This is a genomic window from Nocardioides sp. NPDC006273 (genome assembly GCF_040613495.1).
In the GTDB taxonomy this organism is placed as follows: domain Bacteria; phylum Actinomycetota; class Actinomycetes; order Propionibacteriales; family Nocardioidaceae; genus Nocardioides.
The window spans coordinates 1-18,899 of sequence record NZ_JBEXSD010000084.1; the positions used below are offsets into that span (position 1 = coordinate 1).

The window sequence follows — 18,899 nt, forward strand, 5'->3', positions numbered from 1 at the left end:
GTTAACCCTTTTCGACGGGTGGCTCGATAATGGACCGGTGCCTTCCGCTCTGCCTCCCGGCGACCCCGCCCCCGCCGACGGGTCGCTGCCGACCGCTACGGTCTCGGCCGACGGTTCTACAGATTCGGCAGGGTTACTTCTCGACCTTGACCAGGTCGCAGAGGAAGACGAGGGTCTCGCCGGGCTTGATGACGTTGCCGGCGCCGCGGTCGCCGTAGCCGAGGTGGGGCGGGATGACGAGCTGGCGGCGGCCGCCGACCTTCATGCCGAGGATGCCCTGGTCCCAGCCCTGGATGACCTGGCCGATGCCGACGCGGAAGTCGAGCGGCTCGCCGCGGTTGTAGGACGCGTCGAACTCCTCGCCGGTGGACAGCGCCACGCCGACGTAGTGCACCGAGACGCGGTCACGCTCGGTGGCCTCCTCGCCGTCACCGACGGTGATGTCCTTGATGACGAGGTCGGTCGGAGGGGTGGGGTCGACGAAGTCGATCTCAGGCTTCTGGGTCATGAGTTCAGTCTACGTATCGAATCTCGCTGGGGCACACCGCCGCGGCCGCGTCGTCCGGCATCAGATAGGTCGGGGTCAAGCCGTCGGCCCGCTCACGGCCGAGGTTCCACTCCAGCCAGTCGCCCTCGCGATCGGAGGTCCCGAGCACACAGGCACGCAGGCTCTCCGGGAGCTCCTTCAGGGCCGGCACCGCGTCGTCGCTGAGCCCGGAGAGGAAGTCGGTGTCGATCTTCCCGCTCTCCTGATAGCGCGAGACGTTGTGCTCGGCGATCCACGCATCCGGGTTGATCGCGGCGATGCCAAGCAGCGCGACGGCGCCACTGATCAGGGCGAACCGGCCGAGCCAGACCCCGCGACCGATCGCGCCGCCGGCCACCGCGGCGACGAGCCCGGCGATCACCAGCAGACCCAGCCAGGCCTCGAAGACGTCTACGAGCAGGCGCAGCTGCGTGAAGCCGTACGCCTCCTGGTAGAGGTGCATCCGGTACAGCGCCGACCCGACGACGACCAGGGCCTCGGCGGCGAGCAGCCCGAGAGCGACCCGCAGCCACAGCCGGTCGGCGACGGTCTCCACCGGCGCCTTGCGAGCCGTCGCCCAGATCACCAGCAGGGTCAGCGCGGTCGCGACGGTGAGCTGGCCGAACCCCTGGTGGACGTACTCGGCATACGTCAGCCCTGTCGTCTCGCGCAGGTAGTCCTCGCCGCCGAAGACCGCGGTCGCCTGAGCGACCAGGAACGCGGCGAAGACGGCGACCACGACCCCGACCGGAGCGAGCCACTCGTAGCGGTTCGCGACAGGCTGGGACGTAGGCTCGCTCTGGTCGATCCGCGGCGGGTTCACCGCCAGGTAGGCAGCGCCCAGCACCACCCCGAAGACGAAGACGGTCATGAAGATCCGAGCCGCGAACGTGTCGGGGCGTACGTCCGGCACGAACTGGTCGACCCAGCTCCCCAGCACCGCGTCGGCGCTGGTGAACAGGAGCCCGAAGATCACCAGCCCGAGCAACGAGAGCACCGCGGTGCGAGCGACCGCTGCGCCATGACCGCGTCCGGAGACACTGGTCAGCGTCCGACCCAGCCAGGGGATGCCGCGCAGCCCGGCCAGCGGCCAGGAGATGCCGGTCAGCATGATTCCCGCCAAGGTCTTCGCCTCCGTGGAGGCACACAGCAGGACCGCGATGGCGGTGATCAGGCACAGCACGACGATCCACTCGGCGTCGCGGAACACCGCGACCGAGGAGAGCAGCGTGAACAGCACATAGCTGAGGATCGGGAACCATGCTGATCGCCTCGGGCTCCGCTTCGGCCAGCCCCGCCGCTCCTTGCCCGCCAGCATCACGACCCCGCCGGCCGCCAGCAGCACGATGACCGTGCCGAGACCGGCGTTGCGGTCGGGGATCAGCAGGCCGCCGAGCAGACCCGCGACCGCTGCCCCGATGAAGAGTCCGAACCTCCCCGGGACACCGGAGTCGGGCCAGTAGGTGCCGAAGATGTCGTCGAGGACCGACGGGGCGGCGGACACAGCCTTGGGATCGGTCGATTTCTCGGTCTGGGGAGTCTCGGCCGGCCGGGCCGGTTCCGCGGGCTCGGCCGCCGGGGGAGTGGTGGGCATCTGGGTCTTCTCCTGGGTGGGGGTGGGATGACTGGCATCGAGCGCATAGGGGACGGGGCGTGCGGGTGGCCGCAGCGGAAGGTCGACGCGGACGCGGGCGCCCGCGGTGCCGGGGAGCGGGTCGAGGAAGGCGATGGAGCCGCCGTGCAGGTCGGTGACCCACCGGGCGATGGCGAGCCCGAGCCCGGTCCCACCGCTCTCGGCGGAGGCGCTCAGCGTGCCGAAGGGCTCGAAGACGCGACCCCGGTCGGCGGCCGGGACACCGGGCCCGGAGTCGAGGACCTCGAGGTGATAGCGCTCGCCGTCCCGACCGGCGCGCACGGTGACCACACCCTCTCGCGGACTGTGCCGGGAGGCGTTGTCGAGCAGGTTGACGACGAGCTGGCTGAGCCGGTCGGGGTCGGCGTCGACGACCAGGTCGGCCGGTGCGTCGACCTCGTAGGAGACCGGACGCCCGTTCGCCCGCACCTCCGCGACGCAGGCCTCGAGCAGCCGGCCGAGGTCGACCGACGAGGTGCTCAGCGGTGCCTTGCCGGCGTCGACGCGCGCCAGGTCGAGCAGGTCCTCGACCAGCCGGCTCAGGCGCTCGGCCTGGCCGAGCGCGGTCTGGAGGGCGGCCGGCTCGGACCCGACGCCGTCCACGAGGTTCTCCAGCACGACGGTGAGAGCCGCCAGCGGCGTACGCAGCTCGTGGGAGACGTTGGCGACCAGATCTCGGCGCTGGCGATCGACCGCACCGAGGTCGCTGGCCATCGTGTTGAACGCCCGGCCCAGCTGACCGACCTCATCGGCTCCGCCGGCCGGCACCGAGACCGTGTAGTCGCCCCGGGCCATCCGCCTGGCCGCGAGGGTCATCTGGCGAAGCGGTGAGGTCATCCCGGCCGCCAGCAGCTGGGTGACCGCCAGTGCGATCCCGATCGTGACCGGGATCGAGACCCACGGCGAGACTCCGGCGACCCGCCCGACGGAGCCGACCACCGCCGCGACCAGGGCGCTCGCGGCGACCAGGAGCCCGAGCTTGACCTTGATCGAGGAGACCCGTTCCAGCGGAGTCATTCGCCGGCCTCCAACGCGTAGCCGACGCCGTGCACGGTCCGGACCCGGGCAGAGCCGATCTTGGCGCGCAGCCCCTTCACATGGCTGTCGACGGTGCGGGTGCCGGAGGCGTCGTTCCAGCCCCAGACCTCCGCGAGCAGCCGCTCGCGAGTCACCACGGCGCCCGGGTCGGCGGCCAGGCAGACCAGCAGGTCGAACTCGGTCGGCGTGAGCTTGACCTCGGCGTCGTCGACCCAGATCCGCCGTGCGGCGGGATCCATCCGCAGGCCCCCGATCTCGGCCGTACGCCGCGGCGACGCCGCCAGCTCGGCGGCCCGCTCCACCCGCCTCAGGAGGGCGTTCACCCGGGCGACCAGCTCGCGGGCCCGGAACGGCTTGGTCAGGTAGTCGTCGGCCCCGACGCCGAGCCCGACCAGCACATCGGCCTCGTCGGCCCGGGCGGTGAGCATGAGCACCGGCACCGGGCGTACGGCCTGGATCCGTCGGCACACCTCCAGGCCGTCGTAGCCGGGGAGCATCACGTCCAGGACGACCAGGTCGGGCGAGGTCTCCTCGAAGCAGGAGACCGCCCCAGGGCCATCCCACGCCCGGACGACGTCGTACCCCTCCGCCTGGAGCCGGTCCGAGACGGCCTGGTTGATGATCGGCTCGTCCTCGACGACGAGGACCCGGCGAGCGGTCGTATGTTCTGGCACATGCTCAGGCTAGAAGCCCGAGCAGCCGGAAAGGCTGCAGAAGTTGTGCAGGTCTTGTGAAGAACGGGGCTGGCCCCGCCCCGCCCTAGGTCTGGTGGACGTACGCCTCGAGCTGGTCGCGCTCGAAGGCGAGCTGGTCGATGCGGTGCTTGACCAGGTCGCCGATGCTGACGATGCCGACCAGGTGGCCGTCGGTGGAGACGACCGGCATGTGCCGGATCCGGCGCTCGGTCATGATGGCCAGGATGTCGTCGATGGCGGCTTCCGGAACACAGGTCTCGACCTCGGTGGTCATGATCGAGGAGACCTCGGCGGTGAGCAGCGCGTCGTTCTCGTGGAGGCGACGGACGACGTCGCGCTCGGAGACGATCCCGGCGACGGCAGTGCCGTCGCCGTTGACGACGCAGGCGCCGATGCTGTGCTCGGCGAGGACCCCGAGCAGGTCACGCACGGTTGCGGTTGATGCGATCGTGACGACTTCAGCGATCGCCTTGCGAGTGAGTACGTCCGCGATCTTCATGCACCAACGGTAGCGGCTGTGACGCGTGTCAGGCCAGAGTCTGGTGGGACGGGTCTACTCGGTGCCCGGTCGGCGGAACGCGGTGACCGATCCGGGCTGCGCGGCCGGCCAGTCGGCGTCGTTGCTGCCGTCGGGCAGCCCGCCGAGGAAGGAGAGCGCCGCCTCGTGCAGGTGTCCGTTGGTCGCCAGCGCGTTGCCACCCCAGGGCCCCGGGTCGCCGGCCAGCGAGGTGAACTGGCCGCCGGCCTCGCGCACGATGATGTCCAGCGCGGCCATGTCGTAGAGCTCGAGCTCAGGCTCGACGGCGATGTCGACCGCACCCTCGGCGACGAGCATGTAGGACCAGAAGTCGGAGTAGGCCCGGGTGCGCCAGCAGCGCCGCATCAGCGCCAGGAAGTCCTCGAGACGCTCGCGCTCCTCCCAGCCGTGCAGCGAGGAGTAGGACATCGAGGCGTCCTCCAGGCGGCGTACGTCCGAGACCTGGCAGCGGGTCGACTTCATCAGCGACTTGCCGGTGTGGGCGCCCTGGCCCTTCGCCGCCCACCAGCGTCGCCCGAGCTGAGGCGCGGAGACGACTGACATCACGACCTCGTTGTCGACGGCGAGCGCGATCAGGGTCGCCCAGACCGGCACACCACGGACGAAGTTCTTCGTGCCGTCGATCGGGTCGACGATCCAGCGGCGGCTGGACGAGCCGGACGAGCCCGACTCCTCCCCGGTGATCGCGTCCCGCGTTCGCGCGCGGGAGAGGGTGCGGCGGATCGACTCCTCGACGGCCTTGTCCGCGTCGGAGACGGGGGTCAGGTCGGGCTTGGTCATGACGTGCAGGTCGAGCGCCTTGAACCGCGACGTGGACAGCGAGTCGGCGTCGTCGGCGAGCAGGTGCGCCAGCCGCAGGTCGTCGTTGAAGTCAGGAATGCTCGCCACGAGGATTCACTCTAGTGGCTGCGGTCCCCACGCGTCGCCTCCCCTGGGAATAGGTCAGAGCGCGTACGTCGGCACCGAACGCGCCTCGAGCAGGCGCCGGAACGAGATGACTCGGTCCGGATCGAGCCGGCCGGCCTCGACCGCGAGGTCCAACCCGCACTCGGGCGCATCGGCGGCGTGCGAGCAGCCGCGCGGGCAGGCGGTCGTCGCCTCCTCCAGGTCGGGGAAGGAGACGATGAGCCGTTCGGGCTCGACGTGGGCCAGCCCGAACGTACGGATCCCGGGGGTGTCCACGATCCATCCTTCCCCCGGAAGCCGCAGCATCAGTGCCGAGGTGGACGTGTGCCGCCCGCGTCCCGTGACCGCGTTGACGTGCCCCACCTCCCGACCGGCGTCGGGAACGATGGCGTTGACCAGCGTCGACTTGCCGACGCCGCTGTGACCGAGCAGCACCGACGTACGTCCGTCGAGCTCGTCCTGCAGCGCGCTCATGTCCCCGCCTCGCTGGGTGACCACCCACGGCACTCCCAGCGACCGATAGATCGAGACCAGCGACTCGGGATCGGCCAGGTCGGCCTTGGTGATGCACAGCAGCGGGTCGATGCCGGCCTCGTAGGCCGCGACGAGTGCACGGTCGATGAACCCGGTGCGCGGCTCGGGATCGGCGATGGCGGTGACGATCACGAGCTGGTCGGCGTTGGCGACCACGACCCGCTCCACGGGGTCGTCGTCATCGGCCGTACGCCGCAGCACCGTCTCCCGCGGCTCGAGCTCGACGATCCGGGCCAGCGCACCCTCCGCGCCCGAGGTGTCGCCGACGACCTTCACCCGGTCGCCCACGACGACGCCTTTGCGGCCGAGCGGGCGAGCCTTGACCGCCCACACCTCGACATCGGGAGCGCCGTCCATGACCAGCGTGAACCGGCCACGGTCGACCGTGATCACCCGTCCGAGATCGGCGTCGTCGTAGCTCGGCCGGTCCTTCGTCCGCGGCCGCGTCCGGCGGCGGGGCCGGTCGTAGTGCTCGACGTCCTCGGTGCCGTAGCGACGCTGTGACTTCGCCATCAGATGCTCAGAGGAGCCCCGCCCAGAAGGGCGCGAAGTCGGTGAAGGTCTTGCTGGTGGTGGTGATGTTCTCGACGAGGACGCCGTCGACGGCAGCGCCGATGATCACGCCGGCGTGGGCCATCCGGTGGTCGGCGTAGGTGTGGAACACCCCGCCGTGCAGCGTGGCCGGCCGGATCGTCAGTCCGTCGGGGTGCTCGGTGACGTCGGCCCCGAGCGAGCCCAGCTCTCGGGCCAGCGCGGCCAGCCGGTCGGTCTCGTGGCCGCGGATGTGGCCGATGCCGGTCAGGTGCGACGGTGTCGAGGCGAGCGCGCACAGTGCCGCGACGGCCGGGGTGAGCTCGCCGATGTCGTGCATGTCCAGGTCGATCCCGGTGAGCTGCTCCGCCCCGGTCACGGTGAGCCCGTCGTCGCCCACACGCACCTCGCAGCCCATCAGCGAGAGCACCTCGCGCAGCTGGTCGCCCGGCTGATCGGTTGCCTGCGGCCAGTCGCGCACGGTCACGGTCCCGCCCGAGACCGCCGCGAGGGCGAGGAACGGCGCCGCGTTGGACAGGTCGGGCTCGATGGTGCGGTCCAGTGCCTTGATCGGTCCCGGAGCCACCGTCCACCGGTTGGCGTCGCCCCCCGATGACGGAGCGTCGACCGCGACGCCGTGCTCTCGGAGCATCGCGACGGTCATGTCGATGTGGGGGAGCGAAGGCACCGGCTTGCCGTCGTGGCGCACGTCCACCCCCTGCTCGTAGCGAGCCCCCGCCAGCAGCAGCGCGCTGATGAACTGGCTTGATGCCGAGGCGTCGACCACGACGGTCCCGCCGGGCACGGTGCCGGTGCCGTGGATCGTGAACGGCAGCCCCTCGCCGCGGATCGAGACGCCGAGATCGCGAAGCGCGCGCAGCACCTCGCCCACCGGCCGGTTGCGCATGTGCGGGTCACCGTCGAAGGCGATCGTGCCGGTGGACAGCGCTGCCACCGGAGGCACGAACCGCATCACCGTCCCGGCGAGACCACAGTCGACCTCGGCGTCGGCCCCGAACGCCCCGGGCGTCACGACCCAGTCGTCACCCGAGGTGTCCACCTGTGCGCCCAACGACGTCAGCGCTGCCGCCATCAGCTGCGTGTCGCGGGACCGAAGCGCACGACGTACGACGCTGGGGCCCTCCGCGATCGAGGCCAGCAGCAGCGCTCGGTTGGTGAGCGACTTGCTTCCGGGCAGCGACACCGTCGCCGTCACCGGTCCAAACGCTCGGGGCGCCGGCCAGGGGTCCGCGATGTCAGCTGCACGATCGGTCGTCGAAGTCACGTGGCCAACCTTAGTGGCTGCGACCTGCGAAAACCGCAGCGCGTCCGCCGGTGGGAGCCGACGGACGCGCGTTGAGCGGGTGTGGGATCAGGCGATCCCGATCGCCTTCAGGAAACCCTTCCAGGTCAGCCCGCCCGTGCCGGCGCCGCTCTCCTCCGAAGGAGGTTCGACATCCGGCGTCCCGCCGGGGCTGGCGCTGCTGCTGGGTGAGCCAGGGGCGCTGGAGCCGTTCCCGGGATCAGCCGAGTCGCTGGGCGGAACAGGCACCTGCGGCGGGTCGGGTGTCGTGGGCGCCGTCGGGAGCTGTGGCACATCCGGCGTCTGGGTCGGCGTCGGCAGCTGCGGCACGTCCGGCGTCGAGGGCGGCGTCGGCAGCTGCGGTACGTCCGGCGTCGGAGTCGGCGTCGGAGTCGGCGTCGGGGCGGTGCCGGAGACGCCGACGCGGTCGTTCGCCGAGCCGAAGTCCGTGTAACCGACCGCCTCGAGAGTCCCCTCGAACGACCAGTCACCGTCGGGCACGAAGTCGAAGTGGAGCACTTCCTGGCCGTTGTTCGTGCTCGACAGGGTGCACTCGCCCGTGACGACGCCGTCTTGCGGAACGGACGGGACGCTGAGCTGCGAGCAGGCCCACATCGACAATCCCGGGTAGGGCTGGGCGACGCCGGTCAGCCGGTAGCGGAAGGTTGCGGTGTAGTCGCCTTCGGGGATCCCGTCGGCTGTGACCTCGACGTGCTCGTAGTTGTCATAGGACACGTGGTCCAGGGCGATGCCGGCGTCGTAGGCGAAGGTGATCTCGACCTCGCCGACATCCGTGCCGCCGTGGCCGTCCGAGATCTGGTAGGTGAACGTGTCGCTGGTCCCGGTGTAGCCCTCGTCCATCGTGTAGGCGACCTTGCCCTCGACGATCTCGGCCGTGCCATGTGCGGGCTGGGTGACCGAGACGAGCTCGATGGCGTCGCCGTTGGCGTCGTCGTCATTGGCGAGCACGTTGACGGTCGTCGTGGCCATCATGCTCTGGTTGCCCAGGCCCAGGCCGTTGTTGCCGTCCTCGACGGTGACCTGGGCCGTGGCCTCGTCGTCGATGGCATTCGGGTCGGCGTTGGGCGTGGTCACGTCCACGGTGCCGGCGACATCGCCGCCCTTGCCGTCGGTGAGGACGTACTCGATCGTCTCGGTCCCGCGCCAGCCCACGGCCGGCTGGTAGGTCACGGTGGTGACGGGCTCGCCGGCCATCCGCAGGCCGCCGAAGATCGCGCCGCTGACGCCGCCGCCCTTGCCGCCGGAGGTCGTGGCGCCGCCCTTGGTGACCTTGCCACGGGCCGGGGAGGCGAGTGCGGCCTCCTTGACCGAGAGCGGGTCACCGTCGGCGTCGCTGGCGCCCTGGGTCAGGTCGATGACGGCCTTGCCGCCGGGAGGGACCTCGACCGTGGGCAGAGGCGAGGTGATCACCGGCGCCTCCTGCGTCGGCGCGGGAGGCGGGTCGGCGGGCGGGGCTGCCGGCGGTGCGGCAGGCGGGGCCGCGGGCTGGTCGGCGGGCGGGGCCACGGCTGGCGGAGCAGCCGCCGGCGGCGGTGCCGCGGGAGGAGCAGGGGGTGCGGCCGGCGGCGCGGGAGCCGGGTCGGCGGCAGCAGGTGCCTGCGCGGCGGGCTCGTCGGCGGCCGGTTGCTTCGGGGCAGGGTCGCCGCCGGTGAGCGCGAACCCGGCGACCACGGCCGCAGCGGCCGCGACACCGGCACCACCCGCGACCGTACGTCCCACGGGGTCGCCCAGCACCCAGTCCTTGACCCGACCGAAGAAGAGCAGCACGCCGCCCTTGGCGGCGACGCCACCGCCGACGGCGAGGTAGCCCGCGCCGGCTGTGCCGAGCAGGGCCGGTGCGAGCCAAGCGCCCATACCGGAGTTGACCTCGGTGAGCTCGAGGTAGATCGCGGTGCAGGGACGGCAGTCCTGGAGGTGTTCGTCGACCTTCTTCGAGTCGCGCTTGGACAGGCCGTTGCGGATGTAGGCGCCCAGGTTGGCTCGCGTCGTGGCGCAGGCCTCCTCGCCGGCGTCCTGCGCGTGCATCGAGATGAAGGCCTGCTTGAGACCTTCGCGAGCACGGTAGGCGAGCGCCGAGACCGAGTTGGCCGACATGCCGAGCAGGGGCGCGATCTCGGCCGGCTTCTGGCCTTCGACCTCGGTGTGCCACAGCACCTGCTGCCAGCGTTCGGGGAGCTGCTGGAACGCCTTTGCGGCAGCCTGGTTGTCGAAGCCCGACACCGCGGTGTCCTCGAACGGCACGCCCGGGTCGAACGGCGTCAGGTCGTCGGTCGTGGTGAGCTTCGAGGCGGCGCGGATCTTGTCCACGTGGAGCCGGCGCAACGACGTCAGCAGGTAGGCGCGGAACGCCAGGTCCGGGCCGCCGCCCCGCTGCAGCACGTTGAGCACCTTGGCGAAAGCCTCTGAGACCAGGTCGTCGACGTCACCGGCCGACACCAGTTGGCGGGCGAGGCGGCGCGAAGACTCGACATGGCGCTCGAACAGCAGCCCGTACGCCTCCAGATCACCGCCGCGGACGGCGGTGATCAGCTCGGCGTCGCCACGGGCGTCGAGGGTCGGTAGGGAGGTGGGGGTCGTTTCGCTCACGGCACCAGAGACGTTCGAAGTACGGAGGTATGACGCGGGTTGCGCCATCGGGAGACATGCGTTGTGCTAACGACAGCGGTAGCCCGCACGTCACGCCCCCTCCCCGGGATCTGACAACAACTTTCGAGAAACCCGAAAAGGCGGGCCTCTATCGCGTCATGCTTGCCGATTTCGTGCGTCAAGTCCATGTGAGCGCGAGCTGGACCGGCGTGCCCACCACTGTATCCATGACCCTTCGACATCGGACGAGGCACGACAACAACGTCAGGAAACACGAGAAAAGGGGTGAGTTGTGCGGCTGTTCTCCCGTGATCGGCGTGCGCGCGCCTCCACCCCGACAGAACCCAAAGAGCTCTCCGAGCAGCAGCGCGCGTTGCTTCCGGAGCGGTTCGAGGCTGTCGCCGAAGCGCTGGCCGAGCGGAGCAGCTACGTCGCCGAGGCCTGCTGGGTCGTCGGCCATGACCTCGCCGAGACCGGTGTGTCGCTCGGGGAGAGCCTCGAGGACCTCCGGATGACGACCCAGACCCTCGAGAACCGTGACCCTGCCTTCGTCGAGGTGCACGCGCTCTCGGTGGCCTGGAGCGAGGCGACTCTCGGCTACCTGCACACCATCTCCTGTGCCGACCCGCTCACCGGCCTCTCCACGCTGGCCCATGTACGCGAACGGATATCGGAGCTCTATCGCGACGCCAAGGCGCGCAGCCACGCGCTGGTCGTCACCGACGCCCACCTCCCGGGCGCTCCCGGTCACAGGACCGACAGCATCGCCGCCGCGCGCCGGATGTCGCTGCTGGGCCAGACCGCCCGCACGGTCTTCGCGGGCGCGGCCGCCGTCGGCCAGGTCGGTCACAGCCGGATGGTCGTGGTCGCACCGCGCGACGAGACGCTGGTGAAACGGCTCGGGCTCCTCAAGCGGATGGTCGAGCACAGCGCCGATCGGATCTGGATCGAGGGGCTTCCTGAGAACGACCAGTCGGCCGGCTTCCTGCTCGACGAGCTCGCCCGCGGAGCATGAGCCCGTCGGTGGCTCTGGGCTGAGCAATACCCCCTGACGCCACACTCACCCGGGGCTATGGTGAACGTATGTGCGGTCGTTACGCGTCCAGCCGCCAGCCCGACGAGCTGGTGGAGGAGTTCGAGATCGATGAGCTGCGTCTGCAGGAGCCGCTCGCGGAGAGCTACAACGTCGCGCCGACCGACGATGTCTACGCCGTCCTCGAGCGGCCGCCGCGCGAGGACGACGCCTCCAGCGAGCGCCAGCTCCGCTCCGTACGTTGGGGCCTGGTCCCGTCCTGGGCCAAGGACGTCAAGATCGGCAACCGGATGATCAACGCCCGGATGGAGACGGTCGCCGAGAAGCCCGCCTATCGCCGGGCCTTCGCCAAGCGCCGCTGCCTGCTGCCGGCCGACGGCTACTTCGAGTGGTACGCCACCGAGGCGAAGGACGCGAAGGGCAAGCCTCGCAAGCAGCCCTACTTCATCACCCCGAAGGACGGGGGAGTGCTGGCGATGGCCGGGCTCTACGAGCTGTGGCCCGACCCGGCCAAGGCCGAGGACGACCCCGGCAGGTGGCTGTGGAGCTGCACCGTGATCACCACCGAGGCGGAGGACTCCCTGGGGCGGATCCATGACCGGATGCCGCTCATGGTGGAACGTGAACGCTGGGACGAGTGGCTCGATCCGACCCGCCCGGGCGACGTGGAGCTGCTGACTCCGGCGGCTCCCGGCCACTTGGAGGCCTTCCCGGTCTCGACACTCGTGAGCAACGTACGCAACGACGGCCGCGAGCTCATCGAGCCGCTGCCGATCGAGGAAGCCGGGGGATGACATGGGTGGAACCACGACGCAGATGATCGACACGCCCTACGGGGAGGGGCGGCTGTACACCCGCCGGGCGCGGCGACCACAGGCGACTTTGCTGCTCTCCCACGGCGCGGGCAACGGCATCGACACCCATGACCTGATGGCGCTCAACGACGCGCTGCCGGGACAGGGGATCACCGTGGTCCGTTTCGAGCAGCCCTGGCGGGTCAAGGGGAAGCCGGTGGCCACGCCACCCAAGTCCCTCGACGCCGCGCTGACCCTGGCCGCCAACTGGATGCGGGTGCGTACGCCGCTGGTGGTCGGCGGGCGCTCCGCCGGCGCCCGCTCGGCGGTCCGCACGGCCCGGGCCTTCGGCGCCGCCGGCGCCCTCTGCCTGGCCTTTCCGCTGCACCCGGTGAGCAAGCCCCAGATCTCCCGCGCCCACGAGCTGCTGGAGGCGAAGGTGCCGACGCTGGTGCTCCAGGGCACCCGTGACAGGTTCGGCAGACCTGAGGAGTTCCCAGAGAGCGTGGAGGTCACCCCGATCCCCGGCGCCGACCACTCACTCCTCGTCGGCAAGCGCAGCCCGATCAGCCAGGCCGAGGCGGATTCGATCGTGGTCGAGTCCACCCTGGAGTGGCTGGTCCGCGAGGTCATCGCCTAGCTGGGAATGTTTGGTGACCGTCGCGGCGTTCCCACGACATGACGATCCTCCTCGAACGTCCCACGGCGAACGTGTCGCCGATGAGCGCCCCGATGCTCACCCGCGTACCCTGGGACGTGATGAGCGACAACAACGATGAGGTCGTCGACCTGGCCACGGAGACTCCCGAGGAGCGCGCGCTGCGCTTCGAGCGGGATGCGCTGCCCTTCCTCGACCAGCTCTACTCGGCGGCGATGCGGATGACGCGCAACCCGTCCGATGCGGAGGATCTGGTGCAGGAGACGTTCGCGAAGGCGTACTCCTCCTTCCACCAGTTCAAGCCCGGCACCAACCTCAAGGCCTGGCTCTACCGCATCCTCACCAACACCTTCATCAACACCTACCGCAAGAAGCAGCGCCAGCCGCAGCAGTCGATGTCCGAGGACGTCGAGGACTGGCAGCTGGCCCGGGCCGAGTCACACACCTCGACCGGTCTGAAGTCCGCGGAGATGGAGGCGCTCGAGCACCTGCCCGACTCTCAGGTGAAGGACGCGCTGCAGCGCCTCCCGGAGGAGTTCCGGCTCGCTGTCTACCTCGCCGACGTCGAGGGATTCGCCTACAAGGAGATCGCCGAGATCATGGAAACCCCGATCGGCACCGTGATGTCGCGACTTCACCGCGGCCGGCGCCAGCTGCGCGATCTTCTCTCCGACTACGTACGCACCAACGACCTCACCGGCGCTCGCGGAGGTGCGTCATGAGTGCCCACGAACACGACGCCTCACCAAGCGACTGCGCCGACTTCCTCGAGCAGATCGTCTTCCTGATCGACAACGAGCTCACCGCGGCCGACGCCGACCAGGTCAAGCTCCACCTGCAGAGCTGCAATCCCTGCCTGGAGACCTACGACCAGCAGCGCATCGTCAAGGCGGTCGTCGCGCGCTCGTGCTCCGAGGTCGCCCCGGGCGACCTCCGCGCGAAGATCATGGTCCAGATCCAGGAGCTTCGCACCAGGTCCTGACGAGGCCATCGAAGCAGGCCGCAGACGCGACGAGAGCCCCAGCCGATCGGCTGGGGCTCTCACGTCTTTTCAACAGCTCAGCTGTTGGGGCGCTTGCCGTGGTTCGCGCCCTTCTTGCGGCGCGCGCGGCGCTTGCGGCCAGTCTTGCCCATGATGATCTCCTCCATTGGGGTACGTGACCCCGAGGGGTCTCGGGGACAGTCTCTCAAACCCGGCGCTGAGACGTGAAATTCGCCCCTGCCCGCCGGTCCGGCGGTTCAGCCCAGGTATGCCCGGTTGGACCGCTTGAGGGCCGCGACGACGACCAGCAGCAGGTCGCCACGGATCTGCGGTGGGTCGTTGCTGAGCGCGAGCTGGAGGTAGAGGGCCCGGAGGAAGGCCTCGGCGTTGCCGGTGAGCAGGAACGGGTCTCGGTCGGGGGTCTCCGGGGTGGCGGTGGCGACGGTGACGATCCGGTTGATCCACGGCTCCATGATGTTGAGCGGGACCAGGTTGCGGCGCAGCACGGCCATCGTGGCCGACGCCAGCCGGTCGGGCTCGCCGTGGGCGTAGATCGTGTCGCCGCGGGCGAGCACCCGGTCGGCGACGACGTCGAGGATCACCGTCAGTTCCGGCTTGCCGAGGTGCTCGGAGGCGGCCAGGATGCCGAGGGCATCGGCGCCCCGTGCGACCGCGTGCGCCCAGCCGCGCTCGGGGACGAAGGCCCGCAGGTCGCGCTCGCGCAGCAACCAGGTGGCGATCCGGTCGCCCCACTCCAGCACCTTCCCCGCACGCACCAGCGAGCGCGCGTTGTCGCGGGCGATGCACTGGGCCAGGGCCTCGACCGAGGAGGCCCGGCGGAAGACGCCGTTGTTGCCGGAGTCGCCGAGGCCGACCACGAGACCGGCGGCCATCCCGTCGCCCAGGCCCGCGAGCAGGTCGTCGTAGACACCGCGCTGAATCCACGTCGACAGGGCGGGGACGGCCAGCCCGCTGCGTACGTCCGGGTCGGGGTCGCCGAGCATCCGAGTGAGCTCGATGGTGAGGTCGCCGAGCGGCCGGTCCGTGGGTACGGCGAGACCGGTCGAGTGAACCTCCCGCCAGTACGCCTCCGACATGGGGGACATCCTGCCAAACCCGCCCACGCGTGGACATCCGACCCGCGCAATGCGCATACCTTGGTCTACATCTACGCTGTCGACGTGCCCACCCTGAGTGAGCTTGCCCAGAATCACACCGACCTCGACGGCGATGACGTCGGGTGGCTCCAGCTGCTCATGGCCGACTGGCAGATCCTGGCCGACCTCTCCTTCGCCGACCTGGTGCTGTGGTTGCCCGACAAGTCCGGCAACGGCTTCTGGGCGGCCGGTCAGATGCGCCCCACGACCGGACCGACGGCCTACGTCGACGACATCGTCGGCATGTTCGTGCCGAAGGGACGCCACGCCACCCTCGACGACGCCGTCGACGTCGGCCGGCTCGTGCGGGAGGGCGACCCGGAGTGGCGCGACGATCTCCCTGTGCGGGTCGAGACCATCCCGGTACGCCGCGCCGGCCGGATCATCGCGGTGCTGAGCCGCAACACCAACCTGCTCGGCGTACGCACGCCCTCCAAGCTCGAGCTCTCCTACCTGCAGACTGCCAACGACCTGACCCAGATGGTCGCGAACGGCTTCTTCCCCGCGATCGGCCAGCGCAGCGACCACACCGACACCCCTCGGGTGGGGGACGGGTTCGTCCGGGTGGATGCCGACGGCGTCGTCGACTACGCCAGTCCCAACGCGCTCTCGGTCTTCCGCAGGCTGGGTCTCTCCGGCGACCTCGCGGGCCAGTCCCTCGCCGGAATGACCCGCGCACTGGTGCCACCACGCAAGCGCCCCGACGAGGAGACGCTGAGCGCGGTGCTCGGCGGACGGGCACACCGTGACACCGAGATCGACACCGGCGTCATGGCGATCATCATGCGCTCGATCCCGCTGCGGCCACGCGGCGAGGCGATCGGTGCGCTGGTGCTGCTGCGCGACGTCACCGACCTGCGTCGACGCGATCGTGAGCTCGTCACCAAGGACGCCACGATCCGCGAGATCCACCACCGAGTGAAGAACAACCTACAAACCGTGGCCGCACTGCTGCGGATGCAGTCGCGCCGTGTCGACTCCGGGGTGGCGCAGGATGCACTGAACGAGGCCGTACGCCGGGTCGGGTCGATCGCGCTGGTCCACGAGATCCTCTCCCAGCAGGCCGTCGAGGAGACCGTCGAGTTCGACGAGATCGCCGACCGGCTCGCTTCCATGGTCGGAGAGGTCACCTCGGTCGGCGTCGCGGTGCGGGTGTGCCGTGAGGGCTCGTTCGGGTCGCTGCCCTCAGAGGTGGCCACGCCGATGGCGATGATCGTCACCGAGCTGCTGCAGAACGCAGTCGAGCACGGCTACCGCGGCAGCGGCCCAGGCGACCCCGAGACGGGCAAGATCGTGATGTCCGTACGACAGCAACCCGCCGGGCATCTCCAGGTGACGATCGAGGACGATGGTCACGGACTACCCGACGGGTTCAGTCTCGACACATCGACAAACTTGGGCTTGTCGATCGTGAAGACTCTCGTCGAAGGCGAACTCGGTGGCCGACTCTCGTTGGGGCCCCGGCCAGATGGTCACGGGGCGAGAGCTGCGGTCGAGCTGCCGTTGGAGCTCTAGGTGGATCTCTAGGGGTTGATGGCCTCTAGGGGTTGGTCAGACGGCGGTGCGGACACGGGAACGGGCGTTGCGGCGCTTCAGCGCACGACGCTCGTCCTCGCTCAATCCACCCCACACGCCGTGGTCCTGACCGGCCTCAAGAGCCCACTGAAGACACTGCTCCCGGACGTCGCAACGCCGGCAGACCTGCTTGGCTTCCTCGATCTGGAGGATGGCCGGACCGGTGTTTCCGATGGGGAAGAACAGTTCCGGGTCTTCATCGAGACAAGCCGAACGGTGGCGCCAATCCATGGCTGGGCAGACCCTCTTTCTGACATAGGATGGGCAAGGTCTTGGTGGTCCGAGACCCTGCGAGTGGGCACGTGGCGGGGATGTGTGAATGTCTTCACGTGCGTGCTGTTCCTAGAGTTCCAAGAAATGGACGCCGAAACAACCCCTAACCAGTGTCTGCTTCGTCACCGGACCGTAACACTCAGTCTTCCTGATGCTAGACAATTCGGTAACGCGGTGAGTTACCCAAAAATGCCGTGGTGTATGCTTCCGCGAATTCCCCGAGTCTTGGACGGCGTTCTAGGCTGCTGAGGTGACCGCCCCGCATCGCCCCTGGACCCTTCTGCTGGCCGTGTTCGCCGCAGGCCTCGAGACTGCGGCGCTGCTGCTGTGGGGAGCGCTGGAGTTCGTACGCATCCCAGAGGCCGCGTCGCTCACGACCGCCATCGCGGGCGGGCTGTTCTTCCTGCTCTGCGCGGCCGGCATCGGTTGGTGCGCGTTCAAGATCTGGCGCCTGGAGTCGTGGTCGCGGGCGCCCCTGGTGCTCGTCCAGCTGATCGTGCTCGGCCTGGCCTGGAACCTGCGCGAGGACCTCGCGATCGCGGGCGGACTGGTGCTGGTCGCGGCGATCGCGCTGGTGGGCATCTTCGCTCCGCCGAGCATCGCCGCGCTCGAGGAGCGCTAGCTAGCCGTGAAGCCCTAGTCCTCCTCCAGCGCCTTGCGGAGCTGGACGAGAGAGCGGTTGAGCAGCCGCGAGACCTGCATCTGCGACACGCCGATCTCGGCGGCGATCTCGGTCTGGGTCTTGTTGCGGAAGAACTTCAGCATCAGCACCTGCTTCTCCTGCGCGGAGAGGCTGTCGAGCACCGGCCTGATCGACTCCCGGACCTCGACGTCGTCCAGGCGCAGGTCGTGGGCCGTCAGCGAGTCGAGCATCGGCGCGGCCTCCTCGCTCTCGGCGTCGAGCGACAGCGCTGCGTACGCGTTGCTGGACTCCAGGCCCTCGACGACGGTCTCGAGGCTCACGCCGAGCCGGGCGGCGAGGTCGCGGGCGGTGGGGGAGCGGCCGAGCTCCTGGGAGAGCTCCGCGGTGGCCTCGCGGAGGTTCTGCTGCAGGTCGCGAAGGCGGCGGGGGACGCTGACGGCCCAGCGGCTGTCGCGGAAGTAGCGCTTGATCTCGCCGAGGATGGTCGGCACCGCGTAGGTGGAGAACTCCACGTCGCGGGAGAGGTCGTAGCGGTCCACCGCGTTGAGGAGGCCGACCACACCGACCTGGACGAGGTCCTCGTGCGGCTCTCCGCGTCCGAAGAACTGAGAGGCGCAGTACTCCACCAGCGCCATGTTGAGGTGCACGAGCTCATCGCGCGCAGCGGTCCGCTCCGCGTCGCTCAGGTCGGGTCCGCCAAGGGCCGTGAAGAGCTCGCGGGAGCGTGCGCGGGCTCCATCCACCTCGCTGGCGCTCCGGGACCTCGACGACCGAATCGTCTCCTGCGCCATGTCAGCGCGCGGCTCCGAGCGGGGTCGCTCCGGCGACCAGGGAGATCCTGAGCTGGTCACCGTCGGGGGTGGCGGTGACCTCCCTGGCCAGCGTGGTGAGCACCTGCCACGCGAAGCTCTCCTGGTCGATCTCGGCCTCGGTGTCGCAGGTCGTGGTCACGGTGACCCCGACGGTGTCCTCGCCGAGGGCGAAGACGATGTCCAGATCGGCGGCCTCGGCGGCGCACTCCAGGCAGATCGCCGCGGCCTCGCTGACTGCCATCCGCAGGTCCTCGATGTCCTCGAGGGTGAAGTCGAGGCGCGCGGCGAGCGCGGCGGTCGTCGTACGCAGCACGGAGACGTAAGCACCTTCTGCGGGAAGGCGCAGCTCGACCTGGGGCATCTGGGTTGTCAGTCCTTCTGATGGGCGTCGCGATGATTATGCAACGAGATCGGTCGCCGTGCCCCCTGAACGCACCGCAGCCGCTCCGTCGAGCGGAGCGGCTGCGGCGTATGGGCTGAGACCTTGCGAAGACTCAGGCCTTGTTCTCAGGCCTTCTTGTCTTCAGATCCCGGCTGGCGCCGTGATCTGGCTTCTCGCAAGTCGGCCTTCGTTCCTCAGGCCTTCTTGGTCGCCCAGAAGATCTCGGCGATCTCGTCGATCTTGGCGAGGAGCTTGTCGGCGACCTCGAGGTCGAGGGTG

The 18,899-nt window shown here is 69.7% G+C and carries 19 protein-coding genes; 7 read left to right on the plus strand and 12 right to left on the minus strand.

All coding sequences use genetic code 11. The features are described from left to right. Positions 1 to 133: 133 nt before the first annotated feature. The 8 genes from ABZZ22_RS24670 to ABZZ22_RS24705 form a co-directional block, all read right to left on the minus strand. Entirely contained in the window at positions 134 to 508 is a 375-nt protein-coding gene (locus tag ABZZ22_RS24670; RefSeq protein ID WP_292652857.1) for an FKBP-type peptidyl-prolyl cis-trans isomerase, read from the minus strand. Between the two features lie 4 nt (positions 509 to 512). Beyond that, positions 513 to 3,176, minus strand: a complete 2,664-nt coding sequence (locus tag ABZZ22_RS24675; protein ID WP_354937368.1) for a DUF4153 domain-containing protein — start codon at positions 3,174 to 3,176, stop codon at positions 513 to 515. After that, positions 3,173 to 3,871: a response regulator transcription factor gene (locus ABZZ22_RS24680; protein ID WP_354937371.1), complete on the minus strand. Its 699-nt coding sequence runs from the start codon at positions 3,869 to 3,871 to the stop codon at positions 3,173 to 3,175. Before ABZZ22_RS24680 ends, ABZZ22_RS24675 begins: the two co-directional genes overlap by 4 nt. An 85-nt stretch (positions 3,872 to 3,956) precedes the next feature. Continuing rightward, positions 3,957 to 4,391: a CBS domain-containing protein gene (locus ABZZ22_RS24685; protein ID WP_354937374.1), complete on the minus strand. Its 435-nt coding sequence runs from the start codon at positions 4,389 to 4,391 to the stop codon at positions 3,957 to 3,959. A 54-nt stretch (positions 4,392 to 4,445) separates the two neighbouring features. Beyond that, the gene (locus ABZZ22_RS24690) at positions 4,446 to 5,309 is read right to left on the minus strand and encodes an inositol monophosphatase family protein (RefSeq protein ID WP_354937412.1); all 864 of its coding nucleotides are present in this window, start codon (positions 5,307 to 5,309) and stop codon (positions 4,446 to 4,448) included. Positions 5,310 to 5,372: 63 nt separating this feature from the next. Beyond that, on the minus strand, positions 5,373 to 6,383 hold the full coding sequence (gene rsgA, locus ABZZ22_RS24695) for a ribosome small subunit-dependent GTPase A (protein WP_354937377.1): 1,011 nt from the start codon (positions 6,381 to 6,383) through the stop codon (positions 5,373 to 5,375). A gap of 7 nt (positions 6,384 to 6,390) precedes the next feature. After that, positions 6,391 to 7,686 carry a 3-phosphoshikimate 1-carboxyvinyltransferase gene (gene aroA / locus ABZZ22_RS24700; protein ID WP_354937380.1) on the minus strand — a complete coding sequence of 432 codons (1,296 nt, stop codon included), beginning with the start codon at positions 7,684 to 7,686 and terminating at the stop codon, positions 6,391 to 6,393. Between the two features lie 87 nt (positions 7,687 to 7,773). Continuing rightward, on the minus strand, positions 7,774 to 10,311 hold the full coding sequence (locus tag ABZZ22_RS24705) for a sigma-70 family RNA polymerase sigma factor (RefSeq protein ID WP_354937382.1): 2,538 nt from the start codon (positions 10,309 to 10,311) through the stop codon (positions 7,774 to 7,776). A gap of 292 nt (positions 10,312 to 10,603) precedes the next feature. On the opposite strand from ABZZ22_RS24705, the gene ABZZ22_RS24710 reads away from it, so the two are divergent. The 5 genes from ABZZ22_RS24710 (at position 10,604) to rsrA (ending at position 13,778) form a co-directional block, all read left to right on the plus strand. After that, positions 10,604 to 11,326: a hypothetical protein gene (locus tag ABZZ22_RS24710; protein ID WP_354937385.1), complete on the plus strand. Its 723-nt coding sequence runs from the start codon at positions 10,604 to 10,606 to the stop codon at positions 11,324 to 11,326. Between the two features lie 68 nt (positions 11,327 to 11,394). Continuing rightward, positions 11,395 to 12,138 carry an SOS response-associated peptidase gene (locus ABZZ22_RS24715; protein ID WP_354937388.1) on the plus strand — a complete coding sequence of 248 codons (744 nt, stop codon included), beginning with the start codon at positions 11,395 to 11,397 and terminating at the stop codon, positions 12,136 to 12,138. Position 12,139: 1 nt separating this feature from the next. Next, positions 12,140 to 12,778, plus strand: a complete 639-nt coding sequence (locus tag ABZZ22_RS24720; RefSeq protein WP_354937391.1) for an alpha/beta family hydrolase — start codon at positions 12,140 to 12,142, stop codon at positions 12,776 to 12,778. A 92-nt stretch (positions 12,779 to 12,870) separates the two neighbouring features. Further along, positions 12,871 to 13,518 carry a sigma-70 family RNA polymerase sigma factor gene (locus tag ABZZ22_RS24725; protein WP_354937415.1) on the plus strand — a complete coding sequence of 216 codons (648 nt, stop codon included), beginning with the start codon at positions 12,871 to 12,873 and terminating at the stop codon, positions 13,516 to 13,518. Next, the gene (rsrA, locus tag ABZZ22_RS24730; protein ID WP_354937394.1) at positions 13,515 to 13,778 is read left to right on the plus strand and encodes a mycothiol system anti-sigma-R factor; all 264 of its coding nucleotides are present in this window, start codon (positions 13,515 to 13,517) and stop codon (positions 13,776 to 13,778) included. Before ABZZ22_RS24725 ends, rsrA begins: the two co-directional genes overlap by 4 nt. 257 nt (positions 13,779 to 14,035) lie before the next feature. Here the strand turns inward: rsrA and ABZZ22_RS24735 are convergent, their stop codons facing one another. Next, on the minus strand, positions 14,036 to 14,875 hold the full coding sequence (locus ABZZ22_RS24735) for a DUF2785 domain-containing protein (RefSeq protein ID WP_354937397.1): 840 nt from the start codon (positions 14,873 to 14,875) through the stop codon (positions 14,036 to 14,038). An 84-nt stretch (positions 14,876 to 14,959) separates the two neighbouring features. Here ABZZ22_RS24735 and ABZZ22_RS24740 point away from each other — a divergent pair, with 84 nt between their 5' ends. Next, a complete protein-coding gene (locus ABZZ22_RS24740) occupies positions 14,960 to 16,450 on the plus strand; it encodes a histidine kinase N-terminal domain-containing protein (RefSeq protein ID WP_354937400.1) in 1,491 nt (496 codons plus the stop codon). Between the two features lie 36 nt (positions 16,451 to 16,486). Here ABZZ22_RS24740 and ABZZ22_RS24745 read toward each other — a convergent pair whose 3' ends face one another. Then, positions 16,487 to 16,741, minus strand: a complete 255-nt coding sequence (locus tag ABZZ22_RS24745) for a WhiB family transcriptional regulator (RefSeq protein WP_008362075.1) — start codon at positions 16,739 to 16,741, stop codon at positions 16,487 to 16,489. Between the two features lie 292 nt (positions 16,742 to 17,033). On the opposite strand from ABZZ22_RS24745, the gene ABZZ22_RS24750 reads away from it, so the two are divergent. Beyond that, on the plus strand, positions 17,034 to 17,405 hold the full coding sequence (locus ABZZ22_RS24750; RefSeq protein WP_354937403.1) for a hypothetical protein: 372 nt from the start codon (positions 17,034 to 17,036) through the stop codon (positions 17,403 to 17,405). Between the two features lie 14 nt (positions 17,406 to 17,419). Here ABZZ22_RS24750 and ABZZ22_RS24755 read toward each other — a convergent pair whose 3' ends face one another. Both ABZZ22_RS24755 and ABZZ22_RS24760 read right to left on the minus strand, forming a co-directional pair. Further along, the gene (locus ABZZ22_RS24755; RefSeq protein WP_354937406.1) at positions 17,420 to 18,169 is read right to left on the minus strand and encodes a SigB/SigF/SigG family RNA polymerase sigma factor; all 750 of its coding nucleotides are present in this window, start codon (positions 18,167 to 18,169) and stop codon (positions 17,420 to 17,422) included. A 49-nt stretch (positions 18,170 to 18,218) separates the two neighbouring features. After that, positions 18,219 to 18,599, minus strand: a complete 381-nt coding sequence (locus ABZZ22_RS24760; protein ID WP_354937409.1) for an anti-sigma factor — start codon at positions 18,597 to 18,599, stop codon at positions 18,219 to 18,221. Positions 18,600 to 18,899: the final 300 nt, after the last annotated feature.

Excerpts from the sequence above, each read along its gene's own strand:
- rsgA (WP_354937377.1), bottom strand. The coding sequence starts at position 6,383 with ATGGCGAAGTCACAGCGTCGCTACGGCACCGAGGACGTCGAGCACTAC.
- ABZZ22_RS24745 (WP_008362075.1), bottom strand. The coding sequence starts at position 16,741 with ATGGATTGGCGCCACCGTTCGGCTTGTCTCGATGAAGACCCGGAACTG.
- ABZZ22_RS24675 (WP_354937368.1), bottom strand. The coding sequence starts at position 3,176 with ATGACTCCGCTGGAACGGGTCTCCTCGATCAAGGTCAAGCTCGGGCTC.
- ABZZ22_RS24720 (WP_354937391.1), top strand. The coding sequence starts at position 12,140 with ATGGGTGGAACCACGACGCAGATGATCGACACGCCCTACGGGGAGGGG.
- ABZZ22_RS24685 (WP_354937374.1), bottom strand. The coding sequence starts at position 4,391 with ATGAAGATCGCGGACGTACTCACTCGCAAGGCGATCGCTGAAGTCGTC.
- rsrA (WP_354937394.1), top strand. The coding sequence starts at position 13,515 with ATGAGTGCCCACGAACACGACGCCTCACCAAGCGACTGCGCCGACTTC.
- ABZZ22_RS24715 (WP_354937388.1), top strand. The coding sequence starts at position 11,395 with ATGTGCGGTCGTTACGCGTCCAGCCGCCAGCCCGACGAGCTGGTGGAG.
- ABZZ22_RS24670 (WP_292652857.1), bottom strand. The coding sequence starts at position 508 with ATGACCCAGAAGCCTGAGATCGACTTCGTCGACCCCACCCCTCCGACC.
- ABZZ22_RS24725 (WP_354937415.1), top strand. The coding sequence starts at position 12,871 with ATGCTCACCCGCGTACCCTGGGACGTGATGAGCGACAACAACGATGAG.
- ABZZ22_RS24760 (WP_354937409.1), bottom strand. The coding sequence starts at position 18,599 with ATGCCCCAGGTCGAGCTGCGCCTTCCCGCAGAAGGTGCTTACGTCTCC.
- ABZZ22_RS24735 (WP_354937397.1), bottom strand. The coding sequence starts at position 14,875 with ATGTCGGAGGCGTACTGGCGGGAGGTTCACTCGACCGGTCTCGCCGTA.